Consider the following 26,071-nt stretch of genomic DNA (forward strand, 5'->3'; position numbering starts at 1 on the left):
TTGGGGGATGGACCTCAGTGCCGAACTGACGACCCTGGCCGCCGCCGGAGCCGCCCGGCTGGTGGAGGCGATCGTGACCGACACCTGGCCGGCGGTCAGGTCCGGCGTCCTGTCCCTGTGGCGCCGCGCGCACCCCGAGCGGGTGGCCGCCGACCTCGACGACACCCGCGAGGAACTGCTCACCGCCCAGGAGACCGGTGCCCCGGGCGATCTGCAGGCCCTGCTGGTGAACGAGTGGCAGGCCAAACTGGCCCGACTGCTGCACTCCCACCCCGACCTCGCCGACGAGCTGCGGGAGTTGATCGCCGGCGTGCTCACCGATCGCCGCCCCGACGCCCCGCCGGCCGGCTCCGTCACGATCACCACCCGGGTGACCGACGGCGACGCCTACGTGGCCGGCCGCGACCTCACCGTCCACCGCCCCGCCGCCGAATGACGTGACCGACGAAGCGGAACCGCCCCGGCACCTGGAGGTCACCGTTTCCGGCGGCAACGCCTACGTCGCCGGCCGGGACCTGCACCTCACGACCGCCGAGGCCGCGGTCCGACCGCCCCGGGGGCGCGACGAAGCATGCCCCTACCCCGGCTTGGAACCCTTCGACGCGGCCTCCGCCACCTGGTTCCACGGCCGCGAGCAGGCCGTCACCGACCTGTGCCGGCGGCTGGACGACCGGCTTCGCACGGGCGGGCCGCTCGTCGTGCTCGGGCCCTCCGGCGCCGGCAAGTCCTCGCTGCTCGCCGCCGGGGTGCTGCCCGCGATCGCGGACGGCGCACTGCCCGCGCGCGGCTCCACCCGGTGGCGCCGGGTCCTGCTGACGCCCACCGCCCACCCCGCCGCCGCGCTCGCGGCCGCGCTCGGCGCTCCCCCGCCGCACGGCGGCCCGGCCGCGTACGCGGCCGCCGTGTTCGACGCCGTCCGCGGCACCGGCCTGGTCCTCGTCGTGGACCAGTTCGAGGAGGTCTTCACCCTCGGCGCCGACGAGGCCGAACGGCGCCGCTTCGTCGAGGTGCTGGACCTCCTGGCCCGCCCGCCGGACCGCAACGTGCTGGTCGTGCTCGGCGTCCGCGCCGACTTCTACGCCCGGTGCGCGGCCGACGACCGGCTGCGGGACGCGCTGCGGGCCGACCCGGTCCTGCTGGACCCGCTGACCGACGAGGAGCTCGAACAGGCGATCCGCCGCCCGGCCGCGGCAGCCGGCCTGACGATCCGGGACGGCCTGGTCGACCTGCTGCTCGCCGACCTGGCCGGCCCCGACCGGACCGGCACCCTGCCGCTGCTCGCCCACGCCCTGCGGGCGACCTGGCAGGAGCGCGAGGACGGCGCGCTGACCCCTGCCGCCTACCGCCGCACCGGCGGCATCCACGACGCCGTCGCCCGCACCGCCGAGTCCGCGTACGCGGCCCTCGCGCCCGAGGGCCGGGCCGCCGCGCGCGCCGTCTTCCTCCGGCTGGTGGTCATCGGCCGGGACACCGAGGACACCCGCCGCCACGTCGCGCCCGACGACCTGCTGCGCGGCCTTCCCGAGGAACGCGCGGCCCGGTCCGTCGTCGACACCTTCACCGCGCGCCGACTGCTGCTGCGGGAGCGGGAGACCGTGACCCTCGTCCACGAGGCGCTGATCAGGGAGTGGCCCCGACTGCGCGAGTGGATCGACCGGGACCGGCCCGGCCAACTGCTCCGCCAGGAGCTGGACCAGGCCGCCGCCGGATGGGAACGGAGCCAGGACCAGTCCGCGCTGTACCGGGGAGCCCGACTGGAGGCCGCGTCCGACTGGGCGGCCGCCCACCCGGACGAACTGACCGCCACCGCCCGGGCCTTCCTCACCGCCGCCGCCCGCCAGCGGCAGCGCTCCCGGCGCAACCGCCGCGCCGCCGTCGCCGTCGTCACCGCGCTCGCCGTCCTGGCCACGGCCGCCGCCGGGTTCGCCCTCGTCCAGCGCGACCGCGCCCGGGCCTCGGCCGCCACCGCCGTCACCAATCAGATCTCCTCGCTGGCCGCCCAGTTGGCGCCGACCGACCCCGCGCTCGCCGCCCAACTCGCGCTGGTCGCCCACCGGCGCGAGCAGACGGACGACACCGCCTCGCGGCTGATCGGCTTCGAGAACACCCCGGTCCCCAGCCGGCTCGGCGGCCCGGAGTCCGGCACCCGGGCGATGGCCCTCTCCCCCGACGGGCACACCCTGGCGACGTACGACACCACCGGCGCCCTCCGGCTCTGGGACGTCCGCGACCCGCACCGCGCCACCGAAGCCGGCCGGCTGGACCCGGAGTCCGGCGGCCGGGCCCCGGCCCTGGCCTTCGGTCCGGACGGCTCCCTGCTCGCCACCACCGGCACCGCCGGCGTGCGGCTGTGGCAGGTGGCCGACCCCGCCCACCCCCGGCCGGCCGGCCCGCCGCTGGACGTCGCGGGCGGCACCGTCAACCGGCTGCTGTTCGGCCGCGACGGCCGGACCCTGCTCGCCCTCGGCGGCACCCCCGACAGCGGCGACGGCGGCGAAGGCCTGGTCCTCGGCTGGAGCACCGACGACCCGGCCCGCCCCGTCCCGCTCACCCTGCCCGCCGTCCGGCCGAAGTATCCGGTGGAGACGGCCCTGCTCGGCCCGGACGGGCGGACCCTGGCCACCCAGGACGGCGCCGACGTCCAGCTGTGGGACCTCGCCGGGACGGCCGGGACGGCGGCGCCCGTCTCCCGGTTCCAGGTCCGTGGTCCGATCCTGGCGCTCAGCCCCGAGCGCGGCTTCCTCGTCACGGGCGGCGAGAACAACCAACTGGAGTTCTGGAACATCCAGGACCCGCACCACCCGAACAACCTGCTGACCGCGCAGCCGCTGTCCGGGCGGACCAGTACGATCCGGTCGGCGGCCTTCGACGGCAGCGGGCAACTGCTGGCCGTCGCCCACGGCAACGGCGCCGTCAGCCTGTGGAACCTGTCGAACCCGTACTACCCCTCGCTCGTCACCGAGCTGCCGACCGTCTCCTCCTACCCGGCCGACCGGGTGTTCTTCACGCCCGACGGCCACACCCTCGCGGCCCGGGACGACTCCGGGGCCGTCGTGCTGTGGAGCGTGCCACCGACCCTGCTGCCCGGCGGCGGACCGGTCGCGTTCAGCGCGGACGGACGCCGGCTGGCGACCTCCAACGGCATCTCGAACTCCCTGCTCTGGGACCTCGCCGACCCCCGCCGGCCGACCCGGCTCGGCAGCCCCCGGACCGGCGCGCCGCAGCCCGCCTCCGCCCTGGCGTTCAGCCCCGACGGCCGCACCCTCGCACTCGGCTCCCCGGCCGCCGGCGGCACCGGCGGGGCGCTCTGGCTGACGGACGTCACCGATCCCGGCCGGCCGGTGCCGCTCGGCCGGCCGCTGGGCGGCCCGGCGACCTCCGTCTCGGCGCTGGCCTACGGCCCCGACGGCCGTTTCCTCGTGGCCCTGGGCGACGAGGGCCGGCTGTTCCTCTGGGACGTGGCCGACCCCCTCGCGCCGGCACCGCTCGGGCCCCCGTTGGCGGTGCCGTCACGCACCCTGACCGGCCTCGCGCTCAGCCGGGACGGGCACACGCTCGCGGCCGGCGACACCACCGGCGGCGTCCACCGCTGGGACGTCACCGACCCCCGGCGCCCCGTGGCCCTCGGTGCGCCGCTCACCGGTCCGGCCTCGGCCGTCAACGGCCTCGCCTTCAGTCCCGACGGGCGGAGGCTGGCGGCCGCGCACCAGGACGGGTCCGTCCGACTCTGGGCCACGGGCGGTACAGCAGCAGCGGACGGCGCGGCAGGCGCGGGCAACGCGGGCAACGCGGGCGGCGATTCGGCGGGCGAGACCCTGACCGAACCGCAGGGCGCCGCCACCTCGGTCGCCTTCGGCCCGGACGGCCGGCTGCTCGCCGTGGGCGGCGGGGACGGCACCGCCCGGCTCTGGCGGCTCGCCCCCCGGCAGCCCCCGGTGGCCGTCGGCCGGCCGCTCACCGGCCCGGTGGGGTCCGTGGACTCCGTCGCCTTCGGCCCCGACGGCCGGACCCTCGCGGTCTCCGGCGTCGATGCCACCGTCCGGCTCTGGGATCTCGACGCGACGGCGGCCGTCGAGCGGATCTGCGCGACCACCGACGGCGCGCTGGACGAGGCCCGGTGGAAGCTCCTCGTCCCCGGGAGCGACCCGCCGCCGCGGCCCTGCCCGGTCAGCGCTGCACGATCAGCGGCCCCTGATCGTCGACGGTGAAGTCGATCGAACGGTCGGGCGCCGTCGGCGCGTCGATGTGCAGGGTGGAGTAGCCGCCCGCGGTCAGGCCGCCGACCGTCACCGTCGCCCGGAAGGGGACCGCGCCGCCCTGCGCGCAGTTGGGCACGCAGCGCTTCTGCCACAACTGCCCGGTGGCGGTGGCGGTCGGGCCGCCCCAGCCCGCCCAGCTGAGCTGGTCGAGGGACATCCCACCGTCCCCGCAGAGGAGGACAACGTACGCCGGCTCGGTGGCGGGCAGCCCACCGCAGCCGATCAGGACCGCCCTCTGATCGGTCGGCCAGGTCCGCCCGGCCGGGGGGCTCGACGCCGTGGTCCGGCCCGCCGGCGCCGGCACGGTCGTCGTCGCGACCGGCGACGGGCCCGGCGGCGAGGGCGTGGCGGCGGGGCCCGCGCTGCTGCATCCGCCGATCACCAACGGGAGCGCGGCGGCCAGTCCGCCCAGCGCGTGCACGAGCACCCGGTTCCTCATGGCGCCTCCCCGGTGTGTGCCGCCGTCCGCACTCGGCGGGTCACTCCAGGCTACCGTTCCGGGCCTCCGCCCAGAACGGTTCCGCCAATCCTCGACCGCCCCAACACCCCCATACGTCAAGCGAGTTGAACTGGATCCCGCCCGTCGACAGGGAGTCGGCGGCCCTCCGGTGCGCGTCGAGCGGCGGATCTCCTCCTCGGACCACAGGATCGGTCGTCGGACACGCCTCGGCAGGTCAACCGGGTATCTTGGCGATGGCTTCCAGGAACATCGCGCAGAAGTCGGGGAATGCCATGCCTTCGCGGTCGTTGTTCGGATCCGGGTCCACAGGTTGTCCCCACAGGCCTCGAAATCCCGTCACGTTGTCGAGGGAGGGCCACCAGATCTGGTGCGGCCGGTCGACCACGAAACCGTACGTACGCGAGTTCAGGGTCACGTCGTCCGCCTGCCAGTCGGTCAGGTTCCGGCCGGGCGGGATCTGGAGTCCCCTGGGGCGGATCACCGTTCCGGTCGTTCCGGCCGAGGGAACGATGTCGGGCGCCACCGGGTCCACGAAAGCGACATCCGGGATGGGTTCGACCGCAGCCTCCAGGAGCGCCCACAGGAAACCGAAGGGAATGAGGAAGACCTTGACCCACCAGGCCACCGGGTAGTCGGTATCGGTGCCCGGGTTGTAACCGCCGCAGTTGGTCGAGGGCACGGGGTAGGGGTCGACCTCGATCCTGCCGGATTCGGGGCCGGGCTCCAGATAGAGTCCGTGCGTCCCCTTCGCGACGAACAGCCGCGGATGGTCGCCGCCGTCATTGGTCGTCACATCGCTCCATGGAGCGGCTTTCATGACCAGGTGCCGGGAGTCGTCGAAGGCGTGCGGCGGGTACACGGGGTTGTCCGGGGTGCCGCCGGTGGGGGCGGGTCGGCGTCCTGTGGATCCGATGAATTTCGGAGTCGCGGTCCCGTTGCCGTCCTCGCTCGCCAGAACGGCCACACAGGCCCATTCCCCGACGAAGTTGCGGAACTGGGACGCCAGAACACTGTCGCAGCCTCCCCCCAGGGCTTCCTCATGGGTCGGGAAGAACAGGTAGTAGCAGAGGGCGAAGGGTCTTTCCAGTTGGGAGAACACACCGGAGGTGTCGGGGCGGGGATTCTTCTTCTTCGTGCCCTCCGACGACACCGATCCGAGTCCGTCCAGGTCGAAGTGCTCGGCCCAGTACCAGAAGCGGCTCCCGCGCAGTGCGTCCACGCTGTCGTACCGGTCCCTGACCGCCTGCTGGTCGGCGAACTCGTTACTGCTCGCGGACGTCACATCCGGCTCGGACGCACCCGCGGTGTCCCGCCATCCCGCCAGTTGCAGGAAGCGTGTCTCGCTCGGACTCTCGGTGATGAACGCCTCACCGGGTTCGCCCAGGAAGCTCTGCCCGGGCCCCGCTTCGCTCTGCGTCGCGGCGATCCCTCCGCGCGCGATGAGGGGTGCTCGGGGGAAGGGTCCTCCGGTACCGCCCCACGAGTCCTTCTTGTTGTGCGGGTTGCTCGCCTTCCACAGTGCACAGTGCTCCAGGTACCGCTTGGGGTCGCTCGGGACGTCCTTCTCCTGTTCGTGGAGGAACAGGATGGGTTCGAAGGCGCGTATGCGGTCTGCGGGTGTCGGTGCGGGTGTCACCGCCGCCGGGTTGGTGTTGACCTCGACGGCTATGGCGGCCGCCCGGGTGTTGCCGCTCCACGCCCAGTGGGCCGCCGTGTTCTGGCCGGAACGGTCGTGGGTGTGGAGGGAGGCGTCCGCACCGCCGGCCGGTTGGTTCGCGATCTCCACGTCGTCGATGGCCGTGAAGCCGGGTGCGGTGACGGAGGGTACCGCGCTCGCCAGTGCGAGCGCCGTGACCGTTGTGTCACGGGCATCGGCGATCGGGTCGAGGTTCAATCCGAGGTCGGTTCCGCTGCCGTCGGCCGTCTTGGCCTGCAGGATCACCTGCGGCCGGGTGGTGCCTCTGAACTCGTCGTACTCGAAGACGGACCAGGCGACGACCTGTTGCGGATTGTCGAAGAAGTTCATGGACAGTGGCCCCGGTTGGGCCGGTACGGCGCCGGTTCCCTTGGCCCAGTAGCACGTGAGACGCCGTCCGGGCCCGCCCGCGACACCGAATTCGACCGACACAACGCTTTCCCACGCGACCGCCAAGCCGCTCACCGCGGGCTCGGGCGCCGGATTCTGCCCCGATCCGACGCTGAGGACCATGGCCAGCACGCACCCCTGAGGGCTCGGATGCATGGCTCCGGTCGCCAGGTCGAACGGCCTGAAGTCGCCGCCGACATGTTGTCCGTGGGTGAGGTCAAGACGCGTCACTGTCGTCTCCTCGATGCAGATCTCCCGGGAGCGAGGACAGGGAAGCCATCAACGCGGTGAGTTCGGGGTCGCACTTCGGCAGGCCGATCTCGCTGCGGACGATCTTCATGCACTCGGAGTCGTGAACCTGCTGGAGCTGGGGGCCGGCCACGACACCGACGGACTGGAGCAGCGTCGACAGGTCCACCAGGATCTGCGTGAACGCGGCGCTGTCGATGTCGTTGGCGCGCCAGGAGGACTGGTAGGCCTCGGCCAGTTGCCGCAGCCGTTCGCGCGTCGCAGGGTCCTTCGACAACGCTTCGCGCCGCATCCGCTCGATTCCGTCCGTCACCGCGCCCTGGAGCAGTTGCACGCAGTCGGGATGACGTTCGAGCGCCTCCTCGAAACGTCGGACATAGGAACGGAGGCACGTCAGCGTTTTACCGTCGACGGGGCGACCGAAGAACTGATTGATGTTTCGGTCCGGGTCGGGACGCCAGACCTTGATGTCATCGATCAATCCTTTGAGTGCACCACCGTACCCTTCGCCCATCCCTCCGCCGATGATGATCGGCTGGGCCGGGGGCCTCAGCGGACCGATGCCCGCGGCGTCGAACTTCTCGGCAACGGTCCGGTCGTCGATGACGATCCGGGTCCGGCCCGAGCCGTCGTAGTGAAATCCGAGGGTCGTCCACTTCTCGTGCGGGAACAGGTCGGGGTCCTCGACTTCCAGGCCGACCTGGTAGGCGGCGCCCGGGGAGAAAACGGCCTGCAGTCGGCATTCCTCGGTCATGAGGATCTCGAACGAGTCGCACTTCATCAGCGTGACCCAGAGCGGGTCCGGGCCGGGGTCAAGACGCAGGAGGAACTCCACCTTCACCGCGTCGAGGGTTGCCCAGGCATCAGTGGGGTGGATTTCGATGAACGATGCGAGGTCGTTGAGCGCTACCGCGCCCGAGCCGGGGGCGGCACCGTCCCGATGGAAGTCGCCGGCCGTCATCCCGTGGGCCACGCCATGGCTGTGCCCTTGCGGCGAGTAGTCGGAAATGATGCCGGGCTGGCCGATGTAGCTGTGATGGCATATGAGTTCCCATTGGCCGTCCACAATGCGCTCCGCGTTTTCGGTCGCGTCCGATCGGGGCCCCAGCCGATGGCTGTTCTCAGATTCCCTCAGGGCCGTGGGGTACGCAACCGGAGCTGTGATCTCAAGTTCGCGCCTTGTCCCGGCCGGCGCGAGCACCACCCGGCGACCCGGCCGCCCGGCCGCCCGGTCCCGTCAGGGCGCCCGGCCCGTCAGGGCGTCTGGACCGAGGCGCCCAGCCGGTAGTCGTGCGCGGTGAACGCGGCGGCGACGGCGAAGCGGTCCGCCCGGACGAGCGTCTGCCGCCACTCGATCGGACGCCCGTCGGTGTCGCGGCCGAGCCGGTCGATCGCGAGCAGCGCGGTGGTCGCGGGGCAGTCGAGCAGGATGCGCTCCCCCCGGCCGGGGACCACCGCGCGGATGCGTTCCCAGCCGCCGCGGATGCTGCGACCGCAGTGGCGTTCGAGCTCGTCGTAGAGCGAGGTGTGGGTGAAGTCGACGTCCAGCAGCGGGTGGGCCACGTCCGCGGGGAGCCAGATCCGGTCGACGGCCAGCGGTTCCTCGTCCGCCAGGCGGACACGTTCGAGGTAGACCAGCGGCGTGGACTCCTCCAGTCCCAGCCGGGCGGCGATGACGCCGTCGGCGCGCCGGTCGAGCGCGCGCACGACGCTGCGCTGGACGGCACCGACCTCCTCGACGGAGCGGAACAGGCTGTACGCCTCACCGATGTCCTGCTCCAGGGGGCGGCTCGCGGTGAACCGCGAGGCCCTGCCGCGCTGAGCGGTGACCAGGCCCTCCTCGCGGAGCTTGCGCAGGGCCTCGCGCACCGTGTGCCGGCTGACCCGGTACTCGGCGACGAGGTCGTGCTCGCCGGGGAAGACGTCGTGGAACTCGCCCTCGTCGAGCCGGCGCAGCAGGTCGGCGCGCAGCTGCGCCCAGAGCGGACTGCCCGCGGCCCGGGTGAGGGGCCGGGGACCGGGGCCGGGACCGGGCGCGGAGGTCACGGCGCCCTCCTGGGAGTCAGGGGTCGGGTGGGTGGTGCGGGACACGAGGTGAATGTACGTACCTTCGGGGGGACAGCACAAAATCGGTGCCTGCCGGGCATGGCCGGGTGGCGACCGGCGGGGGCGACCGCCGCCCGGACCCAAGGTGTCCGGGCAGCGGTCGCCGCGCTCACGCGGAAGCCGTCAGGCGAGGGCTGCGATCAGCATGAAGGCGGCCACCGCGAGCAGGAGGACGGCGAAGGCCCGCTGCAGTGCCGCGCCGGAGAGTTTGGCCGCCAGCCGCTTGCCGTCCCAGGCGCCGAGGACGGCGGCGCCCACGAACGGCCCGAAGACCGCCGGGTCGACGGAGATGTCCGTGACCGTCAGGCGGGTGCCGAGGGAGACCACCGAGTTGACGACGATGACGACCAGGCTGGTACCGACGGCCTTGCGCATCGGCAGCCGGAGCACCGACACCAGCGCGGGCACCGCGAGGAAGCCGCCGCCGACTCCCAGCAGGCCGGTCACCGCCCCGAGGCCCGCGCCGGCCGCGACCGTGCCCAGGTGCCCGTCCCGGCCGGCCGGTTTCGCGGACGCAGCGACGGCATCGCCGCCGTCCCCGGCCTTCCCGCCTTCCGCGGTGCCCCCGCCTTCCCCGCCTTCCGCGGTCTCCCCGGCCGGCACGTTCCGCGCGGTTCGGGTGCCGCCTCGGGCGCCACCTCGGGCGCCGCGCAGCATCACCGCGGCAGCCAGCGCGGCCAGGACGGCGAACGCGGAGGTCAGCACCGGCTGCGGGATGCGGTGGGCGAGCATGGACGCCCCGATGGCGGGGAGCACCCCGGCCGCGGCGAACAGTGCGCCGGTGCGCCACTGGACGGCGCCGGTGCCGGCGTGGCGGGCGAGCGCGGTGACGGAGGTGGCGGTGACGATGACCAGGCTGGTGGTCCCGGCGTCGGAGGGCGACAGGCCCAGCAGGTACACCAGGGCCGGGACCGCGAGCACTCCCCCGCCGCCGCCCAGCGCGCCGAGGGCCACGCCGACCACGGCTCCACAGAGCAGAGCGGTGATCAGGACGCTCACGCCGTGACGCCGTCCGCGGCCCGGTCGGCGGGGCGCACGACCTCGCCGTGCCAGGCGGCGAAGCCGCCGCGCAGGTCGACGGCCTCGAAGCCGCGGGCGCGCAGCACGGACGCGGCCACCGAGGAGCGGTTGCCGCCCGCGCAGATGACGGTCAGCGGCCGATCGGTCGGCAGTTCGCCCAGGCGGGCGAGCAGTTCGGGCAACGGGAGGAGCCGGGCGCCGGGGAGGGTGCCCATGTCCTGTGTCTCGCCCGGGCCGCGTACGTCCAGCAGCGTGAAGTCGGCTTCGCCCTCGACGAGTTGGCCGGCGAGGTCGCGGGCGAGGTCGTCGGCGTCCACGCGCGCGACCGAGGTCAGGTGCGCGGCATCGATCGCCTCGACGGCGGTGCCCAGGGCGCCCAGGACGCGGTCGAAGCCGATCCGGGCCAGGCGGGTCCGGGCCTCGGTCGCCGTGTCCGGGTCGCCGCACAGGATGACGGCGTCCTGGGCGTCGAGCACCTGGCCGGCGAGTTCGGCGAACCGGCCGCCGAGCGGGATGTTGACCGCGCCGTGCAGGTGGGCGGCGGCGAACGCCTCCGGATCCCGGGTGTCCAGCACGGTGGCGCCGCCCGCCCGGGCCCGGAGGAACGCCTCCGGGGTGAGCGGCGGGACGGGGGTGTCCTCATCCAGGACCGGACGGGCCTGGCGGTTGCGCACCGAAGTGAACGCGAAGTAGGCGGGCGCGGCGGGCTGGCCGGCGGTCACCACCGCGACGAACTCGTCCTCGGTCATGTCGGCCAGGGCGTAGTTGCCGCGGCGCTGGTTGCCGATCGTGCAGCTCAGCTCGGCGGAGAGGTTCTTGCCGCAGGCCGAGCCGGCGCCGTGCGCCGGGTGGACGCGCGTGTCGTCGGGGAGGGTCAGCAGGGCCCGGGTGGAGCGGTACAGCAGGCGGGCCATCTCCTCGGCGGACCGGCCGCGCGAACTGAGCAGGTCGGGGCGGCCGACGTCGCCGATGAACAGCGTGTCGCCGGTGAGCACACCGAACGGGACGGCGTCACCGGCGTGTTCGCGCACGACGACGCAGATCGACTCGGGGGTGTGGCCCGGGGTGTGCAGGATCTCCAGCTCGACCTCGCCGAGGCCGAGCCGCTCGCCGTCGCCCAGGGGGTCGGTGTCGAAGTCCAGCACGGCGGCGGAGCCGTAGGAGATGCGCGCGCCGGTGCGCTCGGCGAGTTCCAGGTGGCCGGAGAGGAAGTCCGCGTGGATGTGGGTCTCGATGACCCGCTCGATGGTCAGTCCGTGCTGTTCGGCGGTGGCGAGGTACTCGCGGACGTCGCGCTGGGGGTCGACCACGACGGCCCGGCCGGTGGTGCGGTCACCGACGAGGTACGAGGCATGGGAGAGACAGTCGAGGTAGAACTGCACGAAGACCAGTGATCCGGCGGGCGTCGTCATCCGGGGCTCCTGAGGGTGGAGGGTGGTTGCGCCCCGCGGCCTTGAGGGCGGGGCGTGGGTACGGGCGGGTGTGAGTACGGGCGGGCGGATGCGGGCGCGGGCGGGATGTCACCCGGCGGCACGCCGCGGGCGCGCGAAGGGCCGCGACGGCGGGAGGCCCGAGTGGTGGGCCGTACGGGAGATCCGGGGCGCGCGGGCGCCCGGGGGTGCGTGACCGCGAGGGTCAGGCAAGCCCGCGGAGCATGAGGTTCCAGTAGAGGAAGGGCAGCCCGCGCCGCTTGAGGTACCACATGTCGGTCCGCTCGCGGACGGTGTCGATCACCGGGATCGACGGGGCGGGCCGCCCGCTGTAGTCGAACTCGGCGAGCAGCATCTTGTTGCGGGCGGTGGTCAGCGGGCAGGAGGCGTAGCCGTCGTACGCGGCCTCGGGCTCCCGGCCGTCGAGGGTGGCGAGGAGGTTCTCGACGAGCACCGGGGCCTGCTTGCGCACCGCGGCGCCGGTCTTGGAGTTCGGGGAGGATCCGGCGTCACCGAGCGCCCACACGTTGGGGTAACGGACGTGCCGCATGGTGTACTTGTCGATCTCGACGTAGCCGGCCGGGTCGTCCGCACCGGCGAGCGGGCCGCGCTTGATCCAGTCCGGGGCGCTCTGCGGCGGCACCAGGTGGGCGACGTCGTACGGCAGGGTCGTCCTGCCCCCGGTCCCCAGATCGGTGACGACGACCTCGCGGGCCTCCGGGCGCACCTCGGTGACCTCGCTCCCGTAATGGACCTTGATGCCGTACCGGCGCACCACGCCTTCGAGAACGCGGGCGAACTCGGGGACGCCGAAGATGGCGGTGCCGGGAATCACCAGGTGGACGTCGATCCGGCCGAGCACGCCTTCCCTGCGCCAGTGGTCGGCTGCCAGGTAGGCGATCTTCTGCGGGGCGCCGCCGCACTTGATGGCTCCCGCGGGCATGCTGAACACCGCGCTGCCGGAGCGGGTCCCGCGGATGAAGCGCCAGGTCGCGGGGGCGTGCTGCGGCAGGTAGTTGCTGGACAGTCCGTCCTGGCCGAGCCCGGCCTCCAGGCCCGGTATCCGGTCCCAGTCCAGCTGGATGCCGGGGCAGACGACGAGGTGGTCGTAGGAGACCGTGCCGCCGTCGTCCAGCGTCACCTCCCGGGCCTCGGGGTCGACGGCGACCGCGGCGCGGCGTATCCACTGCACGCCCTTCGGCATGACGGACGCCTGGGGCCGGATGCTCTCCGCCAGCGGCGCCCGGCCTCCGCCGACCAACGTCCACAGCGGCTGGTAGTAGTGATGACCGCTCGGATCGAGCACCGCGACGTCCCGCTGGCCGGCGCGGCGCAGCCGGGCCGCTACCGAGATCCCCGCGGTCCCGCCGCCGATGATCACGATCCGGTGATGCCTGGTTATCAAGTGGACCCTCCCTGGCGAAATGTACGGACATTAAGCTAGGTCGGACCCGCCATGGGCCGCAAGCCATTGTCCGTACATTTGCCTCCAGGGCATGGCGCCGCCCTGATCGACCGCCCCGGGCGGCGTCCGGCCGATGTGCCGAACGGGACTTGCGCGGATTCCCCGACACCCGGCAGAGCGTGATGACACGATGAACGGGCCATGGTCGGGCCCGACTTGGAGGTCGTCGTTGCCGGGTGACAAGCGGAGCGTCCAGGAGAGAGCCGTGCCCACCGCACGGATCACCCCCGGCGACTTCCCCACCAGCCCGCTCGCCCTGCGCTTCGCCGACCCCGCCGGACAGGCCGCGGCCCGCGCCTTCGCCACCGAGCAGGCGGATGCCGCCACCGAAGCAGCCGGCCGGCTGGCCCGGATGTGGGAGAGCGCCGCGGACCGGCCCGCCCGGGCCGCCGCGCTGGCCACCGTCCACGCGCGGCTGGTCGACTGGCGCTACCGCCTCGCCGTCACGATGGGCCCGCCTCCCGGCATCGCCGGCACCGCCTTCAACCCGGAGCGTTTCCGAACGCCGATCCGGGAGGGCGACACCAACTACGACCGCCTCGGCGAGGTCGGCCGTCTTCGCGAGGGCGCTCGATGGAACCGGACCACCCGCACCTTCACCGGCGGCCGCGCGACACCGGCCTGGGAAGCCATGCTCCGCTACGGCCGTCTCGCCGAGCAGCGCTTCGCAGCCGAGGGCGTCACGGGCGACATCCTCCAGAACCGGGTGCTCCTGCCGGACGGACGGCGGATCGCCGGCAACCGCCTCCTGCGGGGCGACGCCGCCCGCCGCACCGACGCCGAACTCGTCGCCCGGTACGCGGCCCGGGGCCTGGACACCTCCTGGATCGAGAGCGGCGGCACGCCGATCTACACCGCCACCCCCGCGCCCCGGGACGGCGCCGTCCTGCACGCCGCCGCCCTGGACCTCCTGGCCCGCCCCCGCCTCACCACCGAGGACTACCTGCTGGCCCGCTACCTGCTCTTCCAGGCCCCGCGGACCAAGAAGGGGAGCGACGCCGTGACCAGGACGTTCGTCGTCGCGGTCGGCGCCGTCGCCCTCCCCGGCACCGCGCCCGCCCTGCCCGAGGACATCGACCTGCGCAGCTACGTCCTCGGCCAGCCCCGCGTCCGCCTGTAGCCGAGTGGCGCCTGCACGGCTCGCCGGCGGTCCCCGGTCGGCCCCGGCCGAACTCGCCCCCGGGCCCGACCTGCCCCGGGACCCGGGACCCGACCTACCTCCGGCCCCAGGATAATGATCTTGTTTGTCGGGCGGGGCCGAGCGAGGACGGGCGGCATGCGGATCAAGGTTCTGGGGCCTCTCCAGGTCGTACGAGGAGCGGACGGGCGCACCGTCGAGGTCGGCGGGGCCCGGCTGCGGCTGCTGCTGGTCCGACTGGCCCTCGATCCCGGGCGGGTGGTCACCCGCGAGCGGCTGGTCGACGACCTCTGGGGGGACACGCCACCGGACGAGCCCGCCGGCGCCGTGCAGTCCCTGGTCTCCCGGCTCCGCCGGGCGCTGGGGGCGGACCGGACGGTGATCGGCTCGCATCCCGCCGGGTACCTGCTCGACCTGCCCCGGGCGAGCGTGGACGCCTGGGACTTCGAGCAGCGCGTGACGGCCGGGCGGGCGGCGCTGGCAGCGGGCGGGTTCGCCGAGGCGGCCGCCGTGCTGGGCGAGGCGGTGAAGCTGTGGCGCGGGGCACCGTTCACGGACGCCGAGGGCGCCGGATTCGCCGCCGCACCGGCGGCCCGGCTGGCCGAACTGCGGCTGTCGGCGGCCGAGGACCACGCGGACGCGGTCCTCGCGCTCGGCGCGGCCGACCGGGTACCGGGACTGGTCGCGGAGCTCACCGAACTCTGCGCGGCGAACCCGCTGCGCGAGCGGGCCGCGGCCCGTCTGATGCGCGCGCTGGAGACGAACGGGCAGCAGGCCGCGGCGCTGGAGGTGTTCGAGCGCACCCGGCGGGCGCTGGCCGGGGAACTGGGCGCCGACCCGTCCGCCGAACTGCGGGACGTCCACCTGCGGGTGCTGTCCGGCGCCGAGCCGCCGAGGTCAGGACCTGCCCCGGCGCCCGTCGGCAGCCCGGCCGGACGCGCCGCGCTGCCCACCTGGCTGACCGGCCTGATCGGCCGCGACGACGCGGTGACGGCGGTCCGGGACCGGCTCGGCCGCTCGCGCCTGGTGACGCTCACCGGGCCGGGCGGCGTCGGCAAGACCCGGCTGGCGGTCGCGGCCGCGGCCGCCGCTCCTGTCGGAACCGACGTACGGCTGGCGGAACTGGCCGATGTCAGCACCCCCGGCGTCAACGCCCCCGACGCCAGCGCCCCCGACGCGGTGGCCCGGGCCGTCCTGACGGCGGTCCGTCCGCCGCAGGACTCCGGAGTGCCGGCGGACGGACTGCCCGCAGGCACCCCGGCCGGCGATCCGGTCGACCACATCGTCCGCGCGTTGGAGGGCCGCGAGACCCTGCTCGTCCTGGACAACTGCGAACACGTGGCCGAGGCCGCGGCCCGGCTGGCCCACCGACTGCTGACCGCCGTACCGGACCTCACCGTGCTGGCCACCAGCCGGGAACCGCTCGGGCTGACCGGCGAGACCCTCTGGCCGGTACCCCCGCTCGCCGTCCCCCCGCCGGGCACCACCGCGGAGGAGGCACTCGCCCACCCCGCCGTCGCCCTGTTCGCCGAACGGGCCGCCGCGGCGGCCCCTGACTTCACCCTCGACCGGCACACCGTCGAGCCCGTCGTCCGGATCTGCCGGGAACTGGACGGCCTCCCGCTCGCCCTGGAGCTGGCGGCGGCACGACTGCGCTCCCTCGGCCCCGGGCACCTCGCGGCGCGGCTGCACGACCGGCTCCGGCTGCTGGACCGGGGCCCCCGCACCGCCCCCGGCCGGCATCGCACGCTGCGCGCCGTCATCGGCTGGAGCTGGGACCTGCTCGACGAGGACGAACGCGTCCTGCTGCGGCGGCTGTCGGTGTTCGCCGGCGGGGCGCTCCTGTCCGACGCCCACCGGGTCTGCTCCGGCCGTTGGCCGGGCGGTCCGGCACCGGACGTGGTGGCCGTGGAGGACCTGCTGGCGTCCCTGGTCGAGAAATCCCTGGTGGTGACCACCGGACGGGGCGGCGGGCCGCTGCGGTTCCGGCTGCTGGAGACCATTCGCGAGTACGCCGCCGAACAGCTCGTCGCGGCCGGGGAGGCGGACCGGACCGGCGCCGAGCACCTGGGCCGCTACCTCGCCCTCGCCGAGACCGCCGAACCCCGGTTGCGCACGCACGACCAGCTGAACCGGCTGGCCCGACTGGACGCCGAGCACCTCAACCTGGACGCGGCGCTGCGCCGGGCGGTCGCCGTCGGCCCGCCGGAGCACGCGCTGCGGTTGGCGGCCGCCCGGGTCTGGCCGTGGCTGATGCGCGGTCAGGGACACGAGGCCGGTGAGTGGACGACGGCCGTCCTCGCGGCTCACGGCCGCACCCCGCCGCCCGGCCTGGAGCAGGCGCACGCGCTGTGCGTGATCCTCTCCGGGCTCACCGCGCCACTGCGGGATCCGGACGGGACGGCGGTCCCGGCCGAGGCGATGGGGCAGGCGCTGGTCACGGCGCTGGAGGCCGACCACCCGGTCGCGCTCGGGGCGGCGCTCCTGCTGGCCCTGGGCGGGCCGCCCGGGGCCACGAGCGCGGCGGCGGAGCGGTTCCTCGGGCATCCCGACGCCTGGGTCCGGGCCGGCGCCCATCTGGCGCTCGGCCGCATCGAGCTGGGCGCCGGCCGGATCGCGGAGGCCGAACACGGTCTGCGGACCGCGGTGGACGGCTTCCGGGCGCTCGGTGACCGCTGGGGCCTGGCGATGGCCCTGGTCACGCTGGCCGCGCTGCTGTCCGTCACCGGCGCGGCCGACGAGGCGCTGACCGCGCTCCTCCAGGCCCGCGACTGCGACGCCCGGATGGGCGGCGCCGGCGATGCCCCGCTGCCGCTGCTGCTGTCCGGCCGGCTGCGGACCCGCAACGGCGAGCCGGACGCGGCCCGGGCCGACCTGGACCGCGCGCTGGCCGCCGCGGTTCGGGCGCGGGACCCCCACCTCCAGGCCGCGGCCCGCTACGCACTCGGTGAACTCGCCAGAAGGACCGGCGACTTGACGGCGGCGCTGCGCGACCAGCAGGAGACGGTACGGAGGCTGGAGCGCCTCTCCCCGGCCGACGCCGCGGCTCCCACCCGGCGGCACCTGCTCGCCCTGCTGCACACCAGCCTGGGCCGCATCCGGCTTCGCCTCCGCACGCCCGAGCAGGCCGGCCCGCTGCACCGCCGGGCGCTGGAGCTGGCCGCGGACAGCGGTGACCGGCCGGTCCGCGCCGACGTGCTGGAGGGCTTCGCCGAGTACTGCCTGGCCCAGGGCGAGCCGACCCGGGGCGCGGCCGCACTGGGCGCGGCGTACGCGCTGCGCGGAGCCCATGACGCGGGCGACCCGGAGCTGCGCGCCGTCCTGGACGGCTGCGCCGAGGCGCTCGGTGAGGACGGCTTCCGCAGCGCCTGGGAGCGCGGCCGGGCGCTGTCGCGACCGGAGTCGCTGGCCCGGGAGGCAGGCTGACGGTTCCGCCAGGACGGTCGGCGGGGGAACGCCCGACGGTCGGCGGGGGAACGCCCGACGGCCCGCACGGCCCGCACGGCGGACCGGTCGGCTCAGCCCGCGAAGGGCTGCCGGTCAGGTGCGCAGACCGTCCCGCGCGCCGGGAGCACGCCGTCGATCAGGTAGCGCGTCTCGTACCCGGCCGCGCAGCCGCTGGGGTTGGCCAGGACCGTGTGGCCGTAGCCGTCGACGGTCAGCAGTTCGGCGCGGGCGAGCGACCGGGCCATGGCGCGGGACCCCTCGTACGGCATGCCCGGGTCCCCGGTGTTGGCGACGACCAGGATCGGCCGGGCGGTCCGGTGCTTCCACGGGCCGTCGTAGCGGTCGCGGTCCCGGACGGGCCAGTCGGCGCAGCGCTCCGCGGCCCAGGCGAAGTACGGGCCGACCTCGCCGGACCGGGAGCGGGCGAATGCCGCCTGGGCCGGGTAGTCGGCACCGGCCGGCGGGTTGGCGCTGTCCGAGCACATCACCGCGAGCGCCTGGTCGGGGGACGCGTGGGAGACGGGCGGCAGCGGCGCGGCGGGTGCCTCGGTGGCGGTCCACAGGGCCTGGAGCGTGCCGCCGAGCCGGGACCAGCCCGTGCCGGGCAGGCCGGGGACGGGGTTCGCCGCGTAGAGCGAGAGGACCGTCGTCTCCAGGGCCGAACCGGCGGTGAAGGTCGTGCCGGGGACGGCGACCGGCCGGGTCCGCAGCCGCTGGAGCAGCTCGGCGAACCGGGCACGCGTGGCGGTGGGCGTCCCGGCGGAGAAGGCGCACGCCTGCGGGCCGACCTGACCGCACCGGTCGAGGAAGGCGTCGAGGATCCGGCCGGCGGCCAGGTCGTTGCCGTTGCGCAGGAGGGTGCCTTCGGTCGCGGCCTGCCCGTCCCGGCCGGTGGACCAGGCCACCGGGTCCATGGCGCTGTCCAGGACCATGGCGCGGACCCGGCCGGGGAACAGGTTGGCGTAGGTGGCGCCCAGGTAGCTGCCGTACGAGGTGCCCAGGTAGCTGAGCTGCCGGTCGCCGACCGCGCGGCGCAGCAGGTCCATGTCCCGGGCGACGTTCGCGGTGGAGATGTGGGACAGCAGGGCGGCCTCACGGGCCCCGCACTGCCGGCCGAGGCTCCGGTAGGCGTCGGTCCACGCCCGCTGCTGGACGGTGTCCTCGGGGTGGCCGGCCGCGGTGCCGGCCAGCAGGGCCTGCTCGTCCGCCGGGTTCTCGAAGCACTGGACGCCGGCGCTGCCGCCGGTGCCCCGCGGGTCGAAGCCGATGATGTCGAAGCGCGCGCGGACCTCCTCGGGGAAGAGGCCGAGCATCGCGGGCAGGGCCGCGGTGCCGGGCACGGCCGGGCCGCCGGGGTTGTAGAACAGCGAGCCGATCCGGTGGGCCGGGTCGCTCGCCGGGTGCCGGACGACGGAGAGGTCCAGGCCCGCCCCGCGCGGGTCGTGGTGGTCGAGCGGAACGCGGGCGCTCGCGCACTCGAAGCCGTCCCCGCAGCTCGCCCAGTCGAGCCGCGGCACCGGGGCGGTGTCCGCGGCGGCGGCAGCGGGTGTGGGGGCCGTCGCGGCCAGCAGGGCGGCGGCCACCGCGCCCGCGCCCAGACGCCAGGCGGTCGCCACGCGGTGCCCCGCCGTGCGGGACGCCCTCGGCCGGCGGCGGCCCTCGACGGGGCCGGTGGGACGGGATGTGCGAGTCATGCGGGAGTCCTTTCGTCCGTGGCCGGGCAGTCGCGCGCCCCTCGGTCTCGGCGCTCCTCCCGACGCGTCCCACCGTTCCGCACCTCGCTGGCAGACCCCTGGCAGACCGCTGGCAGCCTCCCCGGCCGGCCTGCGGCTCACCCGTCCCCGGGGGGGGCACGGCCCCGCCGCGGGCGGCGCGCAGTGGCGCGGATCACAGCGGGTCGGGCGGGGTCGGCGAAATGCGGGGGCCGCCGGGGTGGTTGGCACGGGCGACCGCTTCCGCCCCGGCGCACGCCATCGCTGCCGCTACCGCGAGGAATCCCATGACCGTCACCGAGAACCCGGCCTCCCGCGCGGCCGGGATCCTGTCCCGGCCCGTCACGATCAACGGGCTGACCGTGCCCAACCGCATCGCGATGGCGCCGATGACGCGCAGGTTCTCCCCTGGCGGCGTACCCGGCGAGGACGTGCGCTCGTACTACGCCCGCCGTGCCGCCGCCGGCGTGGGCCTGATCGTCACCGAGGGCACGTACGTCGGCCACGAGTCGGCCGGCCAGAGCGACGACATCCCGCGCTTCCACGGCGAGGAGCAGCTGGCCGGGTGGGCCCGCGTCGCCGAGGACGTCCACGCGGCGGGCGGCACCATCGTGCCGCAGCTCTGGCACATCGGCATGGTGCGCAAGCAGGGCGACCCGCCGTTCGCGGACGCCCCCGCCGTCGGCCCGTCCGGGATCCGGCTGGACGGGACCGAGGGAACCGGGCGGGCGATGACCCGGGCCGACCTGGACGCCGTCATCGGCGCGTTCGCCGAGGCCGCCGCGGCCGCCGAGCGGATCGGCTTCGACGGCGTGGAACTGCACGGCGCGCACGGCTACCTGCTCGACCAGTTCCTGTGGGCGGGCACCAACCGCCGCACCGACGCCTACGGGGGCGACGCGGTCGCCCGGACGGCGTTCACGGCCGAGCTCGTCGCCGCGGTGCGCGAGGCCGTCTCCCCGGAGTTCCCGGTGATCTTCCGCTACTCGCAGTGGAAGTCGGAGAACTACGAGGCCCGTCTCGCCGAGACGCCCCAGGAGCTGGAGGCGATCCTCGCCCCGCTCGCCGCGGCCGGCGTCGACGCCTTCCACGCCTCGACCCGCCGCTACTGGGTCCCCGAGTTCGAGGACTCGGACCTCAACCTCGCCGGCTGGACCAGGAAGCTCACCGGCCGCCCCGCCATCACCGTCGGCTCGGTCGGCCTCGACGGCGACTTCGTCCGCGCGTTCGCGGGCGAGGGCTCCCCGGTCCGGGGCATCGACAACCTGCTCGACCGGCTGGAGCGCGACGAGTTCGACCTGGTCGCCGTCGGCCGCGCCCTGCTCCAGGACCCGCAGTGGGCCGCCAAGGTCCTCTCCGGCCGCTTCGACGACCTGCGCCCCTACGACGCCGCCGCGATCCGCACCCTGAGCTGACCACCGCGCCCGAGGGGCCGGCCGCACCGCGCGTGCGGCCGGGTCCGGCGGGCCGGGCCCGACCCCGGGCCCACTGCTCCCCAACCCGACTGCCCGGCAGCCGAGTCGGCGGGCCGGCCCTCGCGTCGGCGCGCCTCCGTCACGACCCTCCGCACCGCGCCCCCCGCGCCGCGCCCCCGGGCAAACGGGCCACCCTACCCGGACGTGCGGTCGCCCGTCGGGGAACCGGGGAGGATGTGTCAAGGTCCCGGCAACGGGACCCCGGCCAGGCGCGTCGCCGCCGCCGATCCGCTAGCGTGGGACGCTCCCCGACCGACACCCCTTCCTGGAGCACAGCGCCGTGTCCGACAGCTTCGCGCACCTGCACGTCCACACCGAGTACTCGATGCTGGACGGGGCGGCGAAGAACGGCAAGCTCTTCGCCGAGGCGGAGAGACAGGGTATGCCCGCCATCGCGATGAGCGACCACGGCAATATGTTCGGCGCCTACGAGTTCTTCCACTCCGCCGCGAAGACCGGGGTGAAGCCGATCATCGGCATCGAGGCGTACGTCGCCCCGGCCTCCCGCTTCCTGAAGAAGCAGGTGTTCTGGTCGCCGGGCGGCCAGCGCCCGTCCGGCGCCGACGGCGAGGGCGGCAAGGACGTCTCCGGCGGCGGCCGCTACACCCACATGACCATGTGGGCACAGAACGCCACCGGTCTGCGGAACCTCTTCAAGCTCTCCTCGCTCGCGTCGATGGAGGGCTACTACATGAAGCCCCGGATGGACCGCGAGCTGATCGCCGCCAACGCGACCGGCATCATCGCCACCACCGGCTGCCCCTCCGGCGAGGTGCAGACCCGGCTGCGGCTCGGGCAGTACGAGGAGGCCGTGAAGGCGGCCGGCGCGTACCAGGACATCTTCGGCAAGGAGAACTACTTCCTGGAGCTGATGGACCACGGCCTGTCCATCGAGAAGGACGTCCGCGACGACCTGCTGCGCCTGGCCAAGGAACTGAACATCCCGCTGCTGGCCACCAACGACTCGCACTACGTGACCGCCGACCAGGCCGACGCCCACGACAGCCTGCTCTGCGTCGGCGTGGGCAAGAACAAGGACGACCCGAACCGCTTCAAGTTCAACGGCAGCGGCTACTACGTGAAGACCGCCGAGGAGATGCGCGAGCTCTTCCGCGAACTGCCGGAGGCCTGCGACAACACGCTCGCGATCGCCGAGCGGGTCGAGTCGTACGACGAGGTCTTCAACTACGTCGACCGGATGCCGCAGTTCGACGTGCCGGAGGGCGAGACCCAGGCCTCGTTCCTGCGCCAGAAGATCGCCGCCGGCCTCCAGCACCGCTACGGCGACAACCCGAGCCAGGAGGTGCTGGACCGGGTCGAACTGGAGATGGGCGTCATCTCCCCGATGGGTTTCGACGCCTACTTCCTCGTGGTCGCCGACATCTGCCAGTACGCCCGGGACAACGGCATTCCGGTCGGCCCGGGCCGAGGCTCGGCGGCCGGCTCGATGGTCTCCTACCTGACCCGGATCACCGAGCTGGACCCGCTGGAGCACGACCTGCTGTTCGAGCGGTTCCTGAACCCCGAGCGCATCAACCCCCCGGACGTCGACATCGACTTCGACGACCGCCAGCGCGACCAGATGGTGCGCTACGTCACCGAGAAGTACGGCTCCGCCTACACCGCCCAGGTCAACACCTTCGGCACGATCAAGGCCAAGGCCGCCGTCAAGGACGCCAACCGCATCCTCGGCTACCCGTTCGCGATGGGCGACCGGATCACCAAGGCGATGCCGCCGGACGTCATGGGCAAGGGCGTCCCGCTGGCGGACCTCTTCAACGAGAAGCACCCGCGGTACAACGAGGGCACCGAGATCCGCTCGCTGTACGAGAACGAGTCCGACGTCAAGAAGATCATCGACACCGGACTGGGCATCGAGGGCCTGATCCGCGGCACCGGTGTGCACGCCGCCGCCGTGATCCTCTCCTCGACGCCGCTGCTCGACCTCATCCCGCTGCACATGCGGGACAAGGACGGCGTGATCATCACCGGCTTCGACTACCCGTCGTGCGAAGCCATGGGCCTGATCAAGATGGACTTCCTGGGGCTGCGGAACCTGGGCATCATCGATCACTGCATCAAGATCGTCAAGGCCAACCGGGGCGTGGACGTCGACATCGAGAAGATCCCGATCGACGACCCCACCACCTACCAGCTGCTGGCCCGCGGCGACACCCTCGGCGTGTTCCAGCTCGACGGCGGCCCCATGCGCGCCCTGCTCAAGCTGATGAAGCCCACCGAGTTCGCCGACATCTCCGCCGTCTCCGCGCTCTACCGGCCCGGCCCGATGGGCATGAACTCCCACACCAACTACGCGCTCCGCAAGAACGCCCAGCAGGAGATCATCCCGATCCACCCCGAGCTGGAGGAGCCGCTGAAGGACGTCCTCGGCCCCACCTACGGCCTCATCGTCTACCAGGAGCAGGTCCAGCGCGCCGCCCAGGTGCTCGCCGGCTACTCGCTCGGCCAGGCCGACCTGCTCCGCCGGGCGATGGGCAAGAAGAAGAAGGAGGTGCTGGAGAAGGAGTTCGTCCCCTTCCACGCCGGCTGCAAGGAGCGCGGCTACTCCGACGAGGCCATCCAGGCGGTCTGGGACGTCCTGGTCCCGTTCGCCGGCTACGCGTTCAACAAATCGCACTCCGCCGCGTACGGCCTGGTCTCCTACCAGACCGCCTACCTCAAGGCCAACTACCCCGCGGAGTACATGGCCGCGCTGCTCACCTCGGTCGCCGACGACAAGGACAAGATGGCGGTCTACCTGGCCGAGTGCCGGCAGATGGGCATCAAGATCCTCTCCCCCGACGTCAACGAGTCCGTGGTCGACTTCACCGCCGTCGGCAGCGACGTCCGGTTCGGCCTCAAGGCCGTGCGCAACGTCGGCGTACCCGTGATCGAGTCCCTGGTGCGCACCCGCGGCGAGCAGGGCAAGTACACCTCCTTCGCCGACTTCCTGGACAAGGTCGAACTGGTGGTGTGCAACAAGCGCACCGTCGACTCCCTCGTCAAGGCGGGCGCCTTCGACTCCCTCGGCCACACCCGGCTCTCGCTCAGCACCGTGCACGAGAGCGCGATCGACGCCGTCACCGGGCTGAAGAAGCAACAGGCCATCGGCCAGGACGACCTCTTCGGCGCCCTCGACACCGGCAACGACGGACCCGGCATCGGGCTGGACTTCCAGCTCACCGAGAACGAATGGCCCCGCCGCCAACTCCTCGCCCTGGAACGCGAGATGCTCGGCCTCTACGTCTCCAGCCACCCGCTCGACGGCGCCGAGCACATCCTCTCCCAGAGCCGCGACACCTCGATCGCCGAACTCCTCGGCTCCGGCCGCTCCGAGGGCGAGGTGCGCCTCTCCGGCCTGATCACCGGCGTCGACCGGCGGATCAACAAGGCCGGCAACGCGTGGGCCATCATCACCCTCGCCGACCGCGACGGCTCCGTCGAGGTGCTGTTCTTCCCCGCGACCTACAACCTGATGGCCGAGCAGATGATCGAGGACAACGTCATCTCGATCCGCGGCCGGCTCAACGAACGCGACGGGTCCCTGAGCGTCTTCGGCCAGGAGATCACCACCCTCGACGTCTCCTCCGCCGAGCTCGGCACCAAGCCGCCGGTGCACATCACCGTCCCGGCCGCCCGGATCAACCCCCAGGTGGTCGCCGAACTCAAGCTCGCCCTGCAGGCCCACCCCGGGGACGTCCCGGTCCGGCTGCGCACCACCAACTGGGACAAGGACACCCTCTACGAGCTCGGATACCGGGTGAACCCGGACAACGGGCTCGCCTCGGACGTCAAGACCCTCCTCGGCAACCGCGCCTGGGTGGGCGCAGCCGTCCGGTCCTGACCGGCGGCGGGCCCGCCGCTTCCGGTCGGGACGGAAGCGGCGGGCCCGGCGGTCCGGGTGCACGGCCCGGCGACGCGGTCCGGTTACGCGGTCCTCGTCGCGCCGGACCGCTTCGCGCACTCCGGCAGGTACGAGGAGCCCGCGGCGCCGGCCGCCAGCCAGCCGACGGCCAGCAGCCAGCCGGCGAGAACGTCCAGCGGCCAGTGCACGCCGAGGTAGACGCGGCTCAGGCCGATCGTGCCCGCGAACAGCACGGCGCCGACGACGGCCGTGCGGGCGGCGGCCGGGCGCGTACGGGCGACGGCGAGCGCGAGCAGGCCGGCGCTGAGGGCGGACGTGAAGGCGTGCCCGGAGGGGAAGGCGAAACCGGAGGCGGTGAACGCCCAGTCCGTCACGGGCGGCCGGGGCCGGCCGAAGGCGTGCATCAGGCCCTGGCGCAGCAGCTGCCCCAACGCCAGCCACACCACGGGCAGGAGCAGCGCCCGTACCGTCGTCCACCGGCGCCTCGGCGAGCCGGTGGTCCCGACGGCGGTGAGGACGCCCGCGGACAGGGCGAGGAGGTAGGGGACCACGCCGGTACCGAGCGAGGTGACGGCCATGGCCACGGCTCGGGCGAGCTCCGGGCGATGCGCGGTGCACCAGTCGATGGCGGCCTGCTCGAAGGCGAACGGCGCCCAGCCGTGCGCGGCCACCACGGCCGCGACCACCGCGAAGGCCGACCACGCACCGACGAGCACCACCACCCACCGCCGACGCTCCGTCATCCGGTCAGCCGTCATCCCAGCCCTCCTGCCAGCACCGCCCGGGCCACCGGAACGCGGCCCCGCGCGGCCAGGGTAGCGAGCCCGCGCCCGGCGGCACCGACCAGCGCCCCCACCACGCCCTCGCGCGGGTCGTGACATCCGGCACCCGGCCGGAGCCGGGCCGTCTCGAAGAGCGGCACGGAGCGTCTCGGCCGCACGGCCCGAGTGGACGTGAGCAGCTGGCTCCGCCCCGACGCCCCGACCAGCGAGGATCGGCTGTTCTGCCACCTCTGCGGGCGCGGCGACCCGGCAGCGGTTCGGCGCGGTGGCGACGAACTGGCGGTCCACCAGGTCCACGGCGCGTTCGGCTCCCGGGTCGGCGATGGTGGTGATCACCTTCCTGCCTCGCACCGCGCCGGCGATGCCGAGTTCGCGCATCAGGCGCTCGACGGTGCACCGGGCCACCGGATGGCCCTGCCGACCCAGCTCCCGCCAGACCTTCCGAGCCCCGTGGACACCTGCGTGACCTCGGTGATCCCCAAGCCGGAACACAACCGCCCGACGCCCTCCGGGGGCACAACTTCCGGTGCGTGCGGGCGCGGCGGACGTCAGCCCGGCGAACACGGTGAGTGCCACG

The 26,071-nt window shown here is 74.0% G+C and carries 15 protein-coding genes and 1 pseudogene; 6 read left to right on the forward strand and 10 right to left on the reverse strand.

What is annotated here, in order from left to right; all coding sequences use genetic code 11:
- Positions 1–7 precede the first annotated feature (7 nt).
- Together ACFVVA_RS00300 and ACFVVA_RS00305 are read left to right on the forward strand one after the other, a co-directional pair.
- A complete protein-coding gene (locus ACFVVA_RS00300; protein ID WP_387684170.1) occupies positions 8–436 on the forward strand; it encodes a hypothetical protein in 429 nt (142 codons plus the stop codon).
- A gap of 1 nt (position 437) precedes the next feature.
- Positions 438–4,208: a hypothetical protein gene (locus ACFVVA_RS00305; RefSeq protein ID WP_387684172.1), complete on the forward strand. Its 3,771-nt coding sequence runs from the start codon at positions 438–440 to the stop codon at positions 4,206–4,208.
- On the opposite strand, the gene ACFVVA_RS00310 is transcribed toward ACFVVA_RS00305, so the two are convergent.
- From ACFVVA_RS00310 to ACFVVA_RS00340, 7 genes are all read right to left on the reverse strand, one after another.
- Complete coding sequence (locus ACFVVA_RS00310; protein ID WP_387684173.1) at positions 4,168–4,698, reverse strand: hypothetical protein; 531 nt, start codon at positions 4,696–4,698, stop codon at positions 4,168–4,170. The two genes, ACFVVA_RS00305 and ACFVVA_RS00310, sit on opposite strands and share 41 nt — an antisense overlap.
- Before the next feature lie 235 nt (positions 4,699–4,933).
- A complete protein-coding gene (locus ACFVVA_RS00315; RefSeq protein ID WP_387684175.1) occupies positions 4,934–7,036 on the reverse strand; it encodes a hypothetical protein in 2,103 nt (700 codons plus the stop codon).
- Positions 7,023–8,120: a hypothetical protein gene (locus ACFVVA_RS00320; protein ID WP_387684177.1), complete on the reverse strand. Its 1,098-nt coding sequence runs from the start codon at positions 8,118–8,120 to the stop codon at positions 7,023–7,025. The genes ACFVVA_RS00315 and ACFVVA_RS00320 overlap by 14 nt, the downstream gene beginning before the upstream one ends.
- A 188-nt stretch (positions 8,121–8,308) precedes the next feature.
- Positions 8,309–9,145, reverse strand: a complete 837-nt coding sequence (locus tag ACFVVA_RS00325; protein WP_387684179.1) for a GntR family transcriptional regulator — start codon at positions 9,143–9,145, stop codon at positions 8,309–8,311.
- Positions 9,146–9,283: 138 nt separating this feature from the next.
- Positions 9,284–10,159, reverse strand: a complete 876-nt coding sequence (locus tag ACFVVA_RS00330; protein ID WP_387684181.1) for a TSUP family transporter — start codon at positions 10,157–10,159, stop codon at positions 9,284–9,286.
- Entirely contained in the window at positions 10,156–11,592 is a 1,437-nt protein-coding gene (locus tag ACFVVA_RS00335; RefSeq protein WP_387684183.1) for a rhodanese-like domain-containing protein, read from the reverse strand. Before ACFVVA_RS00335 ends, ACFVVA_RS00330 begins: the two co-directional genes overlap by 4 nt.
- 223 nt (positions 11,593–11,815) lie before the next feature.
- On the reverse strand, positions 11,816–13,015 hold the full coding sequence (locus ACFVVA_RS00340) for an FAD/NAD(P)-binding oxidoreductase (protein WP_387684185.1): 1,200 nt from the start codon (positions 13,013–13,015) through the stop codon (positions 11,816–11,818).
- Positions 13,016–13,280: 265 nt separating this feature from the next.
- Between ACFVVA_RS00340 and ACFVVA_RS00345 the strand changes: the two genes are divergently transcribed.
- Positions 13,281–14,195, forward strand: a complete 915-nt coding sequence (locus tag ACFVVA_RS00345) for a hypothetical protein (RefSeq protein ID WP_387684187.1) — start codon at positions 13,281–13,283, stop codon at positions 14,193–14,195.
- Positions 14,196–14,351: 156 nt separating this feature from the next.
- Positions 14,352–17,639, forward strand: a complete 3,288-nt coding sequence (locus tag ACFVVA_RS00350) for a BTAD domain-containing putative transcriptional regulator (protein ID WP_387684189.1) — start codon at positions 14,352–14,354, stop codon at positions 17,637–17,639.
- A 92-nt stretch (positions 17,640–17,731) separates the two neighbouring features.
- On the opposite strand, the gene ACFVVA_RS00355 is transcribed toward ACFVVA_RS00350, so the two are convergent.
- Positions 17,732–19,354 carry an alpha/beta hydrolase gene (locus ACFVVA_RS00355; protein WP_387684191.1) on the reverse strand — a complete coding sequence of 541 codons (1,623 nt, stop codon included), beginning with the start codon at positions 19,352–19,354 and terminating at the stop codon, positions 17,732–17,734.
- 305 nt (positions 19,355–19,659) lie between these two features.
- Here ACFVVA_RS00355 and ACFVVA_RS00360 point away from each other — a divergent pair, with 305 nt between their 5' ends.
- Positions 19,660–20,787 (forward strand): NADH:flavin oxidoreductase, encoded by a 1,128-nt coding sequence (locus ACFVVA_RS00360; RefSeq protein ID WP_380549655.1) that lies wholly within the window; start codon positions 19,660–19,662, stop codon positions 20,785–20,787.
- Between the two features lie 340 nt (positions 20,788–21,127).
- Positions 21,128–24,691, forward strand: coding sequence for a DNA polymerase III subunit alpha (gene dnaE / locus ACFVVA_RS00365; protein ID WP_387684192.1), 3,564 nt, complete (start codon positions 21,128–21,130; stop codon positions 24,689–24,691).
- An 83-nt stretch (positions 24,692–24,774) separates the two neighbouring features.
- Here dnaE and ACFVVA_RS00370 read toward each other — a convergent pair whose 3' ends face one another.
- Together ACFVVA_RS00370 and ACFVVA_RS00375 are read right to left on the reverse strand one after the other, a co-directional pair.
- Positions 24,775–25,470 carry a phosphatase PAP2 family protein gene (locus ACFVVA_RS00370; protein ID WP_387684779.1) on the reverse strand — a complete coding sequence of 232 codons (696 nt, stop codon included), beginning with the start codon at positions 25,468–25,470 and terminating at the stop codon, positions 24,775–24,777.
- Between the two features lie 372 nt (positions 25,471–25,842).
- Positions 25,843–26,070, reverse strand: a pseudogene (locus ACFVVA_RS00375) (IS3 family transposase); the annotation flags it as partial.
- Position 26,071: the final 1 nt, after the last annotated feature.

The sequence above is a fragment of the Kitasatospora sp. NPDC058048 genome (genome assembly GCF_042885555.1).
GTDB lineage: Bacteria > Actinomycetota > Actinomycetes > Streptomycetales > Streptomycetaceae > Kitasatospora > Kitasatospora lactacystinica.